The sequence below is a fragment of the Tistrella mobilis KA081020-065 genome, assembly GCF_000264455.2.
Lineage (GTDB): Bacteria > Pseudomonadota > Alphaproteobacteria > Tistrellales > Tistrellaceae > Tistrella > Tistrella mobilis.
On record NC_017956.1, the window covers coordinates 1302349 to 1316640 of the forward strand.

At 69.0% G+C, this 14292-nt stretch carries 14 protein-coding genes; 3 read left to right on the top strand and 11 right to left on the bottom strand.

The window, feature by feature from the left end:
• The 4 genes from TMO_RS05960 to TMO_RS05975 form a co-directional block, all read right to left on the bottom strand.
• Entirely contained in the window at nt 1-1044 is a 1044-nt protein-coding gene (locus tag TMO_RS05960; protein ID WP_228382267.1) for an ABC transporter ATP-binding protein, read from the bottom strand.
• Nucleotides 1041-1970 carry an ABC transporter ATP-binding protein gene (locus TMO_RS05965; protein ID WP_014744702.1) on the bottom strand — a complete coding sequence of 310 codons (930 nt, stop codon included), beginning with the start codon at nt 1968-1970 and terminating at the stop codon, nt 1041-1043. Before TMO_RS05965 ends, TMO_RS05960 begins: the two co-directional genes overlap by 4 nt.
• The gene (locus TMO_RS05970) at nt 1967-3541 is read right to left on the bottom strand and encodes an ABC transporter substrate-binding protein (RefSeq protein ID WP_014744703.1); all 1575 of its coding nucleotides are present in this window, start codon (nt 3539-3541) and stop codon (nt 1967-1969) included. Before TMO_RS05970 ends, TMO_RS05965 begins: the two co-directional genes overlap by 4 nt.
• A gap of 73 nt (nt 3542-3614) precedes the next feature.
• A complete protein-coding gene (locus TMO_RS05975; protein WP_014744704.1) occupies nt 3615-4460 on the bottom strand; it encodes a metallophosphoesterase family protein in 846 nt (281 codons plus the stop codon).
• A gap of 189 nt (nt 4461-4649) precedes the next feature.
• Here TMO_RS05975 and TMO_RS05980 point away from each other — a divergent pair, with 189 nt between their 5' ends.
• On the top strand, nt 4650-5309 hold the full coding sequence (locus TMO_RS05980; protein WP_014744705.1) for a TetR family transcriptional regulator: 660 nt from the start codon (nt 4650-4652) through the stop codon (nt 5307-5309).
• Nucleotides 5310-5409: 100 nt separating this feature from the next.
• Nucleotides 5410-6543 carry a toll/interleukin-1 receptor domain-containing protein gene (locus TMO_RS29140; protein WP_014744706.1) on the top strand — a complete coding sequence of 378 codons (1134 nt, stop codon included), beginning with the start codon at nt 5410-5412 and terminating at the stop codon, nt 6541-6543.
• A 19-nt stretch (nt 6544-6562) separates the two neighbouring features.
• Here the strand turns inward: TMO_RS29140 and TMO_RS05990 are convergent, their stop codons facing one another.
• The 7 genes from TMO_RS05990 to TMO_RS06020 all read right to left on the bottom strand — a co-directional run bounded on the left by TMO_RS05990 (nt 6563) and on the right by TMO_RS06020 (nt 13175).
• Nucleotides 6563-6925: a cupin domain-containing protein gene (locus TMO_RS05990; RefSeq protein WP_014744707.1), complete on the bottom strand. Its 363-nt coding sequence runs from the start codon at nt 6923-6925 to the stop codon at nt 6563-6565.
• Nucleotides 6922-7602 (bottom strand): cysteine hydrolase family protein, encoded by a 681-nt coding sequence (locus TMO_RS05995; RefSeq protein ID WP_014744708.1) that lies wholly within the window; start codon nt 7600-7602, stop codon nt 6922-6924. The genes TMO_RS05990 and TMO_RS05995 overlap by 4 nt, the downstream gene beginning before the upstream one ends.
• A gap of 18 nt (nt 7603-7620) precedes the next feature.
• Complete coding sequence (locus TMO_RS06000) at nt 7621-9198, bottom strand: ABC transporter ATP-binding protein (protein WP_014744709.1); 1578 nt, start codon at nt 9196-9198, stop codon at nt 7621-7623.
• The gene (locus TMO_RS06005) at nt 9195-9887 is read right to left on the bottom strand and encodes a cysteine hydrolase family protein (RefSeq protein ID WP_014744710.1); all 693 of its coding nucleotides are present in this window, start codon (nt 9885-9887) and stop codon (nt 9195-9197) included. The genes TMO_RS06000 and TMO_RS06005 overlap by 4 nt, the downstream gene beginning before the upstream one ends.
• Nucleotides 9888-9924: 37 nt before the next feature.
• Entirely contained in the window at nt 9925-10851 is a 927-nt protein-coding gene (locus tag TMO_RS06010; protein ID WP_014744711.1) for an ABC transporter permease, read from the bottom strand.
• A 4-nt stretch (nt 10852-10855) separates the two neighbouring features.
• Nucleotides 10856-11974, bottom strand: coding sequence for an ABC transporter permease (locus tag TMO_RS06015; protein WP_014744712.1), 1119 nt, complete (start codon nt 11972-11974; stop codon nt 10856-10858).
• A gap of 91 nt (nt 11975-12065) precedes the next feature.
• Nucleotides 12066-13175, bottom strand: a complete 1110-nt coding sequence (locus TMO_RS06020; RefSeq protein WP_014744713.1) for a BMP family ABC transporter substrate-binding protein — start codon at nt 13173-13175, stop codon at nt 12066-12068.
• A gap of 392 nt (nt 13176-13567) precedes the next feature.
• On the opposite strand from TMO_RS06020, the gene TMO_RS06025 reads away from it, so the two are divergent.
• A complete protein-coding gene (locus TMO_RS06025) occupies nt 13568-14287 on the top strand; it encodes a GntR family transcriptional regulator (protein WP_014744714.1) in 720 nt (239 codons plus the stop codon).
• Nucleotides 14288-14292 lie beyond the last annotated feature (5 nt).

Consider the following 14292-nt stretch of genomic DNA (forward strand, 5'->3'; position numbering starts at 1 on the left):
TCAGGCCTCGGCCGGAGGGGGAAAGTGACAGGCGGCGAGATGGCGCGCGGTCGCGCGGGCTGAGGGTTCCGGGCGTTGCCGGCGGCAGATGTCTTCGGCCAGCGGGCAGCGCGGATGGAAGGCGCAGCCGGTGGGCGGGTTCAGGATCGCCGGCGGCTCCCCTTCAAGGCGCAGGCGCGGCCGGCGCAGCCCCGGATGGGCGACCGGCACGGCATCGAGCAGGGCGCGGGTATAGGGATGGGCGGGGGCGCCGAACACCGCCTCGACCGGCCCGGTTTCCACCACCCGGCCCAGATAGAGCACCGCCACCCGATGGGCCAGATGGCCGACCACGCCCAGATCATGGCTGATGAACACCATGGCGAGGCCACGATCCCGGGCCAGCGCCGCCAGATGATTGACCACCTGCGCCTGGACCGAGACGTCGAGCGCCGAGACCGGTTCGTCCAGCACCAGCACCGAGGGGTCGAGGCTGAGTGCGCGGGCGAGCACGGCGCGCTGGCGCTGCCCGCCCGAGACCTGATGCGGCCAGCGGTCGAGCAGGGCGGGATCGAGCCCCATGGCGTCGAGCGCCGCAGAGATGCGCCGACGCCGGTCGGCCGGGGGCAGCCCCGCCACTGCCAGCGGCTCGTCCAGCTGCCGGCCAAGGGTCATGCGCGGGTCGAAGGCGCCGAGCGTGTCCTGAAACACCAGCTGCACCGCCCGCCGCCGGGCCGGCGGCAGGGGCAGGGTGAGGGCCGCGCCGTCCAGCAGCACCCGCCCCCTGTCGGGCGCAATCTCGCCGGCCAGCATGCGGCCGATCGTGGTCTTGCCCGAGCCGCTTTCGCCGACCAGGCCCAGAATCTCGCCCGGCGCGACCTCAAGATCGATGTTCGAGACGATCGCGGCCCGGCGCGGCCGGGTAAAGAGGCCGGGGTCGCGGTGCCGCACATCCAGGCCGAGCCCGCGGGCCATCAGCCGCGGTGCGGCGGAGGTGAGGGCAGGCATAGCGGCGGGCCGCGCCGCCGATGTCGTACCGGGAAGCGTGGTGGCCGGGGCGGTCATGCCGGCACCCCACAGGCAACCGCCCCGCCGCCCGCAGCCGGAAGAAGTTTCGGCGGCATCATTGAGCAGCTTTCGGTTGCGCGACGGCAGCGCGGAGCGAAGTCGCAGCCGGAACCGCGCCGCCCGGGCCGGGGCACCATGCCGGGAATGGCGGCAAGAGGGCTGCCGCGCGCCTGAAGACCGGGCCGACAGGCCAGAAGTTCGGCGGTATAGGGATGGGCAGGGGCATCGAAGATCCGGCCGACCGGGCCCTGTTCGACGATCCGCCCGGCATACATCACCGCCATCTCGTCGGCGATTTCGGCGACCACGCCCAGGTCATGGGTGATGAAGACCAGCCCCATCCCGGTTTCGGCGGCGAGACCGGTCAGCAGGTCCAGGATCTGGGCCTGGACGGTGACGTCGAGCGCGGTGGTCGGCTCGTCGGCGATCAGCAGGGCGGGGCGGCAGGCGAGCGCCATGGCGATCGCGACCCGCTGGTTCATGCCGCCGGAGAATTCATGCGGCCAGGCCCGGGCCCGTTCCGCCGCCCCGGCGATGCCGACCCGTTCCATCAGCCGGACCGCTTCGGCCATGGCCGCACGGCGGCTGAGCCCCGCCTGTGCCACCAGCGGTTCGGCGATCTGCCGGCCGACGGTCATCAGCGGGTCGAGCGAGGCCATGGCATCCTGATGGACCATGGCGAGCCCGGCAGGGGTGGGGCCGCCCGGGCGGAAGGGCCGGCCGTCGATACGGGCGGTGCCGGATACCACCCGGGCGCCGGCCGGCAGCAGCCCCATCAGTGCCAGTGCCGTCAGGCTTTTGCCGCAACCGCTTTCGCCCACCAGACAGAACACCCGGCCGCGGCCGATGGCGAGGTCGAGCCCCGCCACCGCCGGGCCGCCCGGCACGTCGATCCTGAGGTTTTCGACGGTGAGTGCGGTCATGCGAAGGACAGGTTGTCGGGGCGGAGGTCGAGATAATAGAGCGGGTAATGGGTCCAGTTGACCGGCCGGCGCTTGCCGTAGACCTCGTTGACGCCGTAAAGCACCACCCCCGGCGCCTCTTCGTCGAAGAGGTCGAGCAGGTGCTGGAAGATCCGCCGGCGATCGGCGGCGTCCTGCGCGGCCTGAAGCTCGGCGATCCCGGCATTGAACCGGTCCGACGACCAGAAGCCGCGCTTCTGCACCGCCGAATCCGGCCCCCAGGCCGGCACCACGCCGCCGCCCAGCGGATCGGGAAAGCGGAAGGCGGCCGAGATCATCCGGACGTCGGCCCCGGGTTCCAGCGCCTGTTTCATGCTTTCGACGAATTCCAGCTCCAGCGGCACGCCGATCTGCGCCCACATCGCCTGAATGATCTGCCCGGCCGCTTCGGCGCCGACGTAATAGCCCGAGATCAGGCGCATGCGCACGGGCGTGCCGCCATAGCCGGCCTCGGCCAGCAGCGCCTTGGCGCGGGCGGGATCGAAGGGGAAATGCCGGCGGTCGGCATCATAGAGCGGCCCGAAGGCGGGGGTCTGCAGGCCGTTCGGCCGGCTGAACCGTTCGCCCCAGACTGCGCGGCCGAGCGCATCATAGTCGATGGCGTGGTTCAGCGCCTGGCGGATGCGGGCATCGGCCACCGCAGGGCGGCGGGTGTCGTAGAACAGCATGTGCACCAGATCGAGCGGTACCGCCACCGCCTCGACATCGTCATAGCCGTCGAGCTGCGGCATCTGGTCGGGCAGAAGATTGGTGACGATGTCGTATTCGCCCGAGATCAGCCCGGCGATCCGCGTTGCGGCCTCGGGCACCACCTCGATGCGCACCTCGCGCGCCGCCGGCCGACCCATCCAGTAGTCGTCATGAGAGCTGAGCACCAGCCGGGTATCGCGGACGAATTCGGCCAGCTTGTAGGGGCCGGCACCGACCGGGGCCGTGCGCATGGTCTCGGGCCCGCCGGCCGCCATCGCCTGCGCGCCCACGATCCAGGCACCATAGGCGGCCAGGCGCTGCGGCATCACCGGGTCGGGGTTCCGGGTGACGAGATCGACCGTCAGCGCGTCCACCGTCCGGACCTCGGCCAGATGGCCGAACAGGATCCGGCCCTCGGGCCAGGGGGTCTCGGGGCCGATCCGGGCTGGAGCGAAGGTCGCCGCGACATCGGCGGCCGAGAGGGTGGTGCCATCATGGAGCTTCACCCCCGGGCGCAGCGTCATCCGCCAGGTGAGGTCGTCGACGCGGGTGACGGCGGTGGCGAGCTGCGGGTCGGTCTTCGCCGTGCCGGGCGTGGCGGCTTCCGCCCTGAAGTCGCGCCGGAGCGGGCTGTCGAACAGGCAGGTGGTCTGACGCAGGCCGATATTGGAGATGGTCTCCAGCGGCTCCAGACTGGCCGGCAGGGCCTGAACGGCGATGCGCAGAACCGGGCGCGGATCAGCGCCTGCCGCCTGCACCACCGACGAGAAGGTGCCGGGCAGGGCAGCAGTGGCGGTGCCGGCGCCGATCAGGCGCAGCAGGTCGCGACGGGTGATGGTCATGGCGGGAAGGCCTCTCGTCGGATTCAGATCGGATCGATGCGGATCTGTGAGATACGGATAAGGGAGGTGCTGATCAGGCAGGGCCGGCGCGTCTGAGCGCCCGGACGGCCGGATAGGCATCGTCATGGTCGAGCAGGTCGTTCTCCGGCAGGCTGGCCGGGTGTCGGAAATCCAGGCGATGGTGGCCGTCTTCCAGCGTCAGCATCGCCCAGCCGACCCGCTTCTCGCCGATCCGCTCCTGGATGTGATCGGGAATGATGAAGGCGGTGGAGGGCATCCACAGATGCTCTACCCCGGCCAGCATCAGCCGTCGGGCCTGGTGGGCGTGGCCCGAGATCACGAAGCGCAGATCGACGCCCGCCAGCAGATCCAGCAGCCGGGCGCGCGGGCCCGCCGGCACATAGCGGACATGGGCCTCGTCATCGGTCGGGCCGTCGCGGAACAGCGGCTTGTGCAGGAACAGGCCCGTGGGGCCGCGGGCGGCGGCGAGCGCTGCCGCCAGCCAGTCGAACTGTGCCGCCTCGGCGGCCAGCTCCGTGCCGAAGAGCTGGGCATTCAGCCCGATCAGCCGGAAACCCGCCGCCTCGGTCACCCAGTGATCGGGGCCGAAAGCGGCCTCCCAGGCGGCCAGGCGCGGGGGCGTCACCGGGCTCGACACATAGGCCCCGGGATGGGGCGGGTTGTCGCCCAGATCGTGATTGCCGGGCACGGCCAGACGCGGCGCCGACAGCGCCTGCAGGGCGTCCAGGGCCTGGACGTGCTCGGCCGGATCACCCGCGCCGTCGACGGTGACGTCGCCCAGATGGATGATCAGATCCGGGCGCTCTGCCTCGATCAGCCGGGCGGCGACGTGCCAGTTGGCGGTGAAGCCGCGGGCGCGGGTGGCGATATGCGTGTCGGAAATCAGGGCGATGCGCATGGGCGCGAACCTTTCGGCCGGTCAGATCCTTCCGGCCCCCGGCGCAGCCTGACGTATGCGGCCGCAGCGAGGTGACGCGCCGACCATAAGCGGTCATGATGTCATCCGCGTGACCGGCTTAGAACGGCGCCCGAAAGCCGTCATCGAACCGTCGTGAAGAGCATCCGGCCCCATGCCCATCGAACCTGCATGTCCACCGAACTGACCACGGCCCGCATCCTGCAGGTGACCGAGCGCCTGATGGCGACCGCGGATGATCCCGATCGGATCACCGTGCGCCGCATTGCGGCCGCGGCCGGGGTGGCGGTTTCGGCGATCAACTATCATTTCGGATCGCGTGAGGCGCTGATGGTGGCGGCGATGGCGCGCTGCTACACCCGCTTCAATGCCGAGCGACTGAACCAGCTGACCGCGGCCGTGGATGCCGCCCGGCCGTCACCGCCGCCGCTGGATGCGGTGCTGACGGCATTGCTGGAGCCGTCGGTGCGCTGGCGTTACGACCCGGGCTCGGACTATCGCGTGTTCCTGAACTTCCGCGCCATCACCCGCCGCAGCGCAGATCCGGCGCTGGGCCGGGCGCTTTCCGAAGAGGTCGACCATCTGCGGCTGTTCCTGGATGTGCTGGCCCGGATCGCCCCGCATCTGAACCGGGCGGAACTCGGCTGGCGGCTGCATGCCACACTGGGCATCCGCGACAACGTGCTGCGCAACCGCACCCGGCTGGTGGCTCTGGCCGGTACTGCCATCGACCCCGACGACCCGGCGCGGGTTCTGGCCGAACTGGTGGCGATGACCCGCTGCCTGTTTCTGGCGCCGGCGGGTGGGGTAGGCCGGAGTATGCGGCGGTGAGCGGAGGCGGAGACGGCGGGACGCGATGATGTTGTCACCTGACCGAATCTCCGATTGAATCACCGGGGCCGGAAGTGCGTCACCGCCGTCGGGAGGCCCCATGTCGAACGTCTTCATCTCGCATGCATCAGTGGACAAGCCCTTCGTGCTGCGGCTGGCCGTGGGGCTTCTCGCAAAGGGCATTCCGGTCTGGCTCGACAAGTGGAGCATCACGCTCGGCGATTCGCTGCTCGATGCCATCTATGACGGTCTGGAGCGGAGCGGTTTTGTCGTGGTCGTGGTGTCCGACGCGGCCATCCGCTCCGGCTGGGTCAACAGGGAGCTGAATGCGGCACTGGCGCGGGAAGAGCAGACCGGCCGCCGTTTCGTGATCCCCATCCGGATCGACGACACGAATATGCCGCTCAAGGTGGCGGACCGGCTTTATGCGAATTTCGCGACACGCGGCTTCTCCGAAGCTCTGGAGGATCTGGCCCGGGTGCTCGTCTCGAAAGGCGCTGCCGACATGGCGGTCCCGCCGGAGCGGGAGGTGCTGCCCTTGCGCTTCACCCGGCCGGTCGATCTGGACGCGGCGGTATTGGAGGCAAGTTGGAAGCATATGCGCCGACGCCACCCGGACCTTGTGCTGTCGCCTGACCAGATCGCTCTGGTCGAGGATGAGGACTACGGATCATTGCGCCGGTCGCTGCATCACCGCATCGACGGGATTGCGCAAGACCCGGATTACACGCCCGAAGTCGAAAGACATCTGAAGGACATGAATGACCTGGCGGCCCGGCTGGAGGTTGTGCTGCGGGCGGGGGTCGCGGAGCTGTTGAACCGGGGCAAGGAGATCGACGCGGTCCTGTGGTTTGCGAAGATCATCCGGGCGCGCGCGCTCTACAGGCTGTGGACCACCAGAATGGTTGCGGGCGGTCTGGGGCAGGACTGGAAAATTGCCGGTCTTCACGATCGCACGGATGCCCGCGACTTTTTCGGAACGGACGAGCTGGCGCTCGTCGATCTGTGGCGGGACGGGGATCGGAACGGATACTTCATCCTCTGGCTGCCGCGGCGCGACCTCGCGGACCTGTACCGCCATGGTCGGCCGCAGCGCTATTATGACGGCTCCCCGACGATGATGTCGGAGCACATCTATGTCTATCCGCAGATGCTGGCAGAGCATCTCTGTCATCCGCTGAAGACCCGCGAGCCGGTCTGGGATCTGTCGGAGGCGATGATCGGCCTCCACTGATCGTTCCCGTGCCCACACGTCAGGTGCCTTCGTAAAGCCGCGGCGCGCGTTCCCAGATCAGCAGGGCGGTGCAACCGGTGTCGCTGCGCACCTTGTGTTCCGTGCCGGGCTCGTTGACCACCAGCGTGCCGGTGTCGTAGGTGCCGGCATCGTCGCTCTGGCGGCCTTCCAGGATCAGGATGGTCTCGCGGCCGGTATGGGCGTGGCGCGGCACGTCGGATCCGGGGGCGTAGCGCAGCAGGGCTGCCGCAGGTCCACCATCGGGGCTGCGGTGCAGCCAGTGGGCCTCGACACCCGGGCGGAAGGGCTGCCAGTCCAGCGCCGCGCGGGCGGCGGGGTCGAGCAGGCCGGCGCGGAGCACGGCGGGAAGATCGGCGGTCATGTATCGGCCCTCAATCCGGCAAGCACGGCATCCACCGGTGCCGCCCAGCCGACGATGCCGGCCTGGGCGGTGATCATGGCGACGGTCGCGGCCTTGAATTCGGGGAAATAGCTGTCGGTGGCGTCGGTGGCGAGCAGGCAGTCGAAGCCGCGGTCATTGGCCTCGCGCATCGTGGTCTGCACGCAGACCTCGGTGGTGACGCCGGCGAAGACCAGATGGCTGATGCCGCGGCGGGCAAGCTCGTCACCCAGAGATGTCGCGTGGAAAGCGCCCTTGCCCGGCTTGTCGATCACGACCTCTCCCGGCAGCGGCGCCAGTTCCGGAATGATGTCGGCGCCCGGCTCGCCGCGGATCAGGATCCGGCCCATCGGCCCCGGATCGCCGATCCGGAGCGGCCCCGGCCCACGGCCATGCTTGGCAGGCGGGCAGTCGGAAAGGTCCGGCAGATGGCATTCGCGGGTGTGAAAGACGGGAAGCCCCGCCGCGCGGAAGCCGTCCAGCAGGCGGCGAGTCGGCGCGATGGACGGCCGCACCCGGGCGACATCATTGCCGAGCGAGGCACCGAAACCACCCGGCTCCAGAAAGTCGCGCTGCATGTCGATGACGATGAGCGCCAGCCGGTCGGCGGACGCCGTGAAGGCGTAAGGGGCGGCATCGATGGTGATGGTAACCGGCATGGTGTGGCAGGGCTCCCGTCAGTGGCCGGCCATGTGGCGGCCGATCGCCACGCGGTCGGCCGTGGCGCCGGCCGTCTCGTGGACGATGCGGCCGTCGGAGATGACCAGGATCCGGTCGGCCAGTTCCAGCAGTTCGTCCAGATCCTCGCTGACCAGCAGCACCGCGGCGCCGCGATTGCGGGCGCCGACGATCTGGCCGTGGATGTCGGCCACCGCCGAGAAATCCAGCCCGAAGACCGGGTTGGCGGCGATCAGCACCTCGACCTCGCCGCCGATCTCGCGCGCCAGCACCGCCCGCTGGACATTGCCGCCCGACAGCGCTGCGATCGGGGTGTCGGGCGATGGCGTGCGGACGTTGTAGCGGGCGATCAGTTCCCGCGCCGCCGCCCGGATCCTGCCCTTCGACAGGAACCAGCCGCGGGCATAGGGCGCCTGATCGAAGCGGCGGAAGGCCATGTTTTCGGCGACACTCATGCGGCCGACGCAGGCATTCTTCAGCGGCTCTTCGGGCAGCAGGCACACCTTGTGGCGCAGCATCTGTGCCCGCTTTGCGGCATAGGGCGCGCCGTCGACGGCCATGTGTCCCGCCTCGGCCCGGCGCTGGCCGGCCAGCACCTCGACCAGGGCGCTCTGGCCATTGCCCGACACGCCGGCGATGCCGACGATCTCGCCGCGTCGGACCTGGAGCGAGACGCCGCGTAAGGTGGGTTCGCCGGTATCGTCCAGCGCTTCCAGATCGCGGATGTCGAGTGCCACCTCGCCCGGGGTGCCCGCAAGGCGGGCGGCCGGTGCCGCCGGTGTCGCCTCGCCGATCATCATGGCCGCCATCCGGTCGACATCCAGATCGGCGACCCGGCCGCCGCCGACCAGCCGGCCGCGGCGCAGCACCGACACCTCGTCGGCAAAGGCCAGAACCTCGCGGAATTTGTGAGTGATGATCAGGATGGTCAGCTCCCCCGCCCGCGCCATGTCCGCCAGCAGGCCAAGAATGTCGTCGGCCTCGTCGGGGGTCAGAACCGAGGTCGGCTCGTCCAGGATCAGGAAGCGGACATCGAGCCAGATCTGTTTCAGGATCTCGACCTTCTGCTTCTCACCGGCGGCAAGCGTGGCGACGGGCGCATCCAGCGGCACCCGGAAGGGCATGCGGGCCATGAAGGCTTCGGCCTCGGCGCGCGCCGCCACCCAGTCGATGATCGCGGGCGTATCCGCCCGGGCCATCACCAGGTTTTCGAGCACGGTCATGCCCGGCACCAGGGTGAAGTGCTGATAGACCATGCCGATGCCCAACGCATGGGCCTCGCGCGGGTTGGAAATCGGCGTTTCGCGGCGGCCGACGATCACCGCCCCCTCTTCGGGGCGGTAATAGCCCATGATGCATTTGACCAGGGTCGACTTGCCGGCGCCGTTCTCGCCCAGCAGGGCATGGACGCTGCCCGGGCGGACCCGCAGGTTCACGCCGTCGAGCGCCGTGAAGGCGCCGAAGCGCTTGGTCATCGCCACGGCTTCGATGCCGAGCGCCCGGATCTCCGGGCCGTCATCGGCCCCGATCGGTACCGGGGCGTCCGGTACCGCTTCGATCTCTGCCGCCGTACTCATGGCAGAGCCTCGATGAAGGCGGTGGAGCTGGAGACCGAGCCGAAAACGCCGCCCTGCATCTTGATCATGCGGATGGCATGATCGTGATTGGCCCGGTCGGTGGCGCCGCAGCAGTCTTCCAGCAGCAGGCATTCGAAGCCGCGGTCATTGGCCTCGCGCATCGTGGTGTGGACGCAGACATCGGTGGTGATGCCGGCGAGCACGATGTTGCGGATGCCGCGGGTGTGCAGGATCAGCTCCAGATCGGTGGCGCAGAACGATCCCTTGCCCGGCTTGTCGATCACGGGTTCGCCCGGCAGCGGCGCCAGTTCGGGGATGATTTCCCAGCCCGGTTCGTCGCGAACCAGGATCCGCCCGCAGGGGCCCGGATCGCCGATGCCGGCGCCGATGCGCTGCGACCGCCAGAGCTTGTTGGCCGGCAGGTCCGACAGATCCGGGCGATGGCCTTCGCGGGTGTGGATGATGTGATAGCCCCGGGCCCGCATCGCCGCCAGCACCGCCCCGATCGGCCCGATCGGCGCCCGGGTCAGCGACAGGTCGTAGCCCATCTTGTCGACATAGCCGCCGACCCCGCAGAAATCGGTCTGCATGTCGATGATGATCAGCGCGGTGTTGGCGGGGGCAAGCCTGCCGTCGAAGGGCCAGGGATAGGGATCGCCCGGGATGGTGTGGAGATCGGTCACGGTCATTCTGGACATCCTCGGTTCAGGCGAGCGTGGGGCGGGATCAGCGGGTGACCGACAGCTCGCCCGGCGCGCCGGCCAGGCGGCGGCGCGAGGAAGAGGCGAGGACCATGATCACCAGGGTCAGCAGATAGGGGGCGGCGTTGAACAGGTAGTAGCCCTGGGTGACCCCCACCGCCTGGAGCGCGGGGCCGAGCGCGCTGGCGCCGCCGAAGAGCAGCGCGGCATAGAAGCACCAGATCGGGTTCCAGCGGGCGAAGATGACCAGCGCCACCGCGGTGATGCCCTGGCCGCTCGACAGGCCTTCATTCCAGCTGCCGGGGTAGTAGAGCGACAGGAAGGCGCCGCCGACACCGGCCAGGAAGCCGCCCGTCATCGTCGCCCACATCCGCACCCGGTCGGGGTCGTAGCCCATGGCGCGAGCGGCATCGGCGCTGTCGCCGACCATGCGGATGATCAGCCCCCAGGGGGTGGCGCGGAAGGCCCACAGCATGGCGACCGCCAGCAGGGCGCCGATCACGAAGAGCACGTTCACCTCCAGCGCCGCGCGGATCTGCGGCACCTCGCTCCAGAAGCCCAGGCTGATCGCCGGCAGATGCGGGGCGGTGGGCTGGATGAAGGGCTTGCCCAGGAAGAAGGCGAGGCCGGTGCCCAGCAGCATCAGCGCGATGCCGACCGCGATGTCGTTGACCCGCGGCAGGGCGCAGATCAGCGCATGCAGCAACCCGAAGGCCGTGCCGGCGAGGCCCGCGACCAGCACGCCCGCCCAGGGCGAGCCGGTGAGATAGGCGGTGCCGTAGCCGCTCATCGCGCCCATCACCAGCGTGCCTTCCAGGCCGAGATTGATCCGGCCGCTCTTCTCGGTCAGGCATTCGCCCAGGCTGACGAAGAGGAAGGGGGTGGAGATGCGGATCGCGCCTGCGATCACCGCCAGCGGCACGCCCCACCAGCCCAGAGCCGCGTCTTCCATGGGATCAGGCCTTTCCGGTGGCGGCCGGTGCCGCGGGGGCGGCGTTGCGGCGGCGGGGGAGAGAGGGCAGGCGCAGCCGGCCATAGAGGGTTTCACTGGCAAGCAGCACCACGAACAGGATGCCCTGCAGCACCAGAACCGTGGCGTCGGGCAGGTCCAGCCGGCGCTGAAGCAGGCCGCCGCTGGCACCGATCCCGCCCATCAGGATCGCGACCGGGATGATGGCGAGCGGGTTCTGGCGGGCGAGGAAGGCGACCAGAATGCCGGTGAAGCCATAACCGGCGGCGAGCGTGGCATTGGCACGGCCATGGACGGCCGCGACCTCGACCATGCCGGCAAGTCCCGCAGCGGCGCCGCCGATCATGGTCACGGCGACGATCAGCCACCCGACCGGCAGGCCGGCGGCGCGCCCGGCGCGGACATTGCCGCCGACCATGCGGGCCGCGAAGCCGAAGGTGGTCTTGAACATCAGCACCCAGGCGGCCAGGCAGAAGACCACGCCGATCACGAAGCCCCAATGCACGTCCATGCCGGGCATGTCGCCGATCATGAAGCCATCGCCGATCGCGGGGGTGGAGGGCTTGTTCAGGCTGGCCGGGTCGCGCATCGGCCCTTCGACCATGTGGTTCAGCACCGCGATTGCGATATAGACCATCAGCAGGCTGGAAATCGTCTCGCTGACGCCGCGGGCATGGCGCAGCCCGCCGGCGACGCCGATCCAGACCGCACCGGCCGCCATGCCGGCCGCCGCCATGGCCAGCTGCACCACCAGCACCGGTGCCCCGGCATCGGCCAGCGGCAGGCCGGCGGCCATGGCCGCCAGCCCGCCCAGCACCAGCGCCCCTTCGGCGCCGATCACCACCAGCCCCATCTGGGCCGGCAGGGCGGTGCACAGCGCCACCAGCAGCAGCGGGGCCGCACGCTGAAGCGTGTTCTGCCACGAGAACCAGGTGCCGAAGGCGCCGCGATACATCAGCTGATACAGCTCGATCGGATCCACCCCCACCGCCGCCACGAAGGCGCCGAACAGCACCATGCTGACCGCGACCGCCAACACGGGAATGGCGACGGCCTCGGCCGCCTGCCGGAGTTTCGGGTCTGACATCGTCCGGGCCTGGAGCATGGCGCTGTGCGACTTCCTGACGGCGATGGAAGAGGATGCGGGGGGGAGGGGGCGAGTTGGGGGGAGGGGGCCGATCAGGCGGTGGCGCCGATCACCCCCTGACCAGGTAGTCCATCTTTTCAAGCGCGATGTCGGTCTGGCCGTGGGTGGTGCCGGCGGCGATCACGGTGCCGCCCTTGTTGTCCCTGATCGGGCCCTTGAAGATCGCGAAATCGCCGGCCATGAACTGCGCCTTGACCGCATCGGCCGCGGCGCGCCCGGCCTCGGGCGCCGCGGCACCATAGGCCGAGGTCTTGACGATGCCCTCTTTCAGCCCGCCGCGAACCAGCGACGGGATGTCGGTGCCGGCCAGCACGTCCTTCACGAAGCGGGGATAAAGGCTCTCCCAGTTCCATTCGGCGCCGGTGAGATAGCCCTTGGGCGCCAGCGGCGCCTGGGTGGCGTGATAGCCGCAGGTGAACATGCCCCGGCGTTCGGCGGTCTCCACCACCACCTTGGGGCTGTCGACATGGCAGGTCACGACATCGGCGCCCTGATCGGCCAGGCTGTTGGTGGCCTCGGCCTCTTTGACCGGCATCGACCAGTCGCCGGTGAAGATCACCTGGGTGGTGATGGCAGGGTCGACCGAGCGGGCACCGAGGGTGAAGGCGTTGATGTTGCGCAGCACCTGGGGGATCGGCTTGGCGGCGACGAAGCCCAGCTTCTTCGTCTTCGAGGCATGACCGGCGACGATGCCCGACAGATATTGCGGCTCGTCGATATAACCGAAATAGCTGTGGGCGTTCTTGGGGTGACCCTCGGCCCAGAGGCCACCGCAATGCAGGAAGGTCACCTCCGGATACTTCTCCGCCATCTTCATCACATGCGGGTCGTAATAGCCGAAGGAGGTGGGAAAGATCAGTTCGGCGCCGTCGAGATTGATCATGCTCTCGATGGTCTTCTGAACCTCGATCGTCTCGGGCACGTTCTCTTCTTCAAGCACCGTGACGTTCGGGAAGGCGGCCTTCACCGCGGCAGCGCCCTGGGCATGGGCCTGGTTGTAGCCGAAATCGTCGCGCGGCCCGACATAGATGAAGCCGACCGTCAGCTTACCGGCCGCCAGCGCCCGCCTGAACGGCAGGCCCGCAGTGGCGCCGAGCACGCCGAGGGCGCCGGCGCCCTTCAGCAGCGTGCGGCGGTTGAGGAAAAGATCATGGGCCATGACGAGAGCATCCTCCTCGGGACGGGCGGGCTGTGGGGCCGGACGGGCGATGGGGGCTGATCGGCCGTGTCTGATCCGCCGTCCGCAAGCCGCGTGCCAAGCGCCTCTGTCCGTCGCAATGGATTGATTCAAAAAGAAGAAGCCGACAGTTGCGCCGTCAACACAGAGGCTGACCGCATGTGTTTGTCTATTTTATGTGCATTAATTGCATGCAATGATTAATTTATAATCATATATAGGGATGATGCTCGAAATATCCGGGGAAGCTCTTCGGAATTTTTGGATTAATATATTGTTTTAAAAGAGAAAAATATGGCATTTGCTGAATTGGCATTTTGCATGCAAATTCGTATGCAGCTTCTGGCCCCCGCATCAGCAGTCGAAGGCCCCCGATGACCGATCAGATCCGACCCGCCGCCGACGGCCCGCCAGGCGGGCTGCGTCGCAGCCTGGCTGATACCCTTGCCCGTGCGATTGCCGACGACATCATCGAAGGCCGCCTGCTGCCGGGCGTGCGGCTTGACGAGCATGAACTGGCTGCCCGCTTCGATGTCTCGCGCACGCCGGTGCGTGAAGCATTGGGCCAGGTCTGCGCCATGGGCCTGGCCGAACGCCGCCCCAATCGCGGCGTGCTGGTGATGGTGATGTCCGAGGCCCGGCTGGAAGAGATGTTCGTGGCCATGGCCGAGCTGGAGGCCGCGGCGGCCCGGCTGGCCGCCCTGCATATGACTGGCGCCGAACGCCGCGGGCTGGAGGCGCTGCATCTGGACAGCGCCGCCGCGGTGCGGGCCGGCGCCACCGACGACTATGCCGCCTTCAACACCCGCTTCCACCAGGCGATCTATGCCGGCGCCCATAATTCTTATCTGGAGGAGCTGGTCGGGCTGACCCGCAAGCGCCTGGCGCCCTTCCGGCGTGCCCAGTTCAACGTTCTGGGCCGGCTCGCCTCGTCCTGCGAGGAACATGACCGCATGGTGCAGGCCATCCTGCGCGGCGATGCCGAGGCCGCTGCGGCCGAGACCCGCGCCCATGTGCTGACGGTCAGCGCCGCCTCCGTCGCCTATGTCGGCACCCGCGCCCGCAGCACCGCCAGATCCGACCAGCCCGTTTAAGGACG